At 68.8% G+C, this 240-nt stretch carries 1 pseudogene; it reads left to right on the top strand.

Annotated features, from left to right (window positions below):
• Positions 1–240 (top strand): annotated as a pseudogene (locus OH705_RS28600) (copper-transporting ATPase); the annotation flags it as partial.

Raw genomic sequence — 240 nt, 5'->3', positions numbered from 1 at the left:
CTTCGGCCCGCCACCATCGTGGACGCATGGCGTGCTCAACGCCGTCTCCGTGCTGATCATCGCCTGCCCTTGCGCGCTGGGCCTGGCGACGCCGATGTCGGTCATGGTGGCCAGCGGTCGCGCGGCCCAGGCCGGCGTGTTGTTCCGCGATGCGGAAGCCATCGAGACGCTGCGCAAGGTCGACACGCTGATCGTCGACAAGACCGGCACGTTGACGGAAGGCCGTCCGGCGTTCAAGGC

Origin of the sequence: Pseudomonas sp. BJa3, from assembly GCF_026343815.1 — a bacterium.
Classification (GTDB): domain Bacteria; phylum Pseudomonadota; class Gammaproteobacteria; order Pseudomonadales; family Pseudomonadaceae; genus Aquipseudomonas; species Aquipseudomonas soli.
This window is presented reverse-complemented; position numbering and strand designations above follow the sequence as displayed.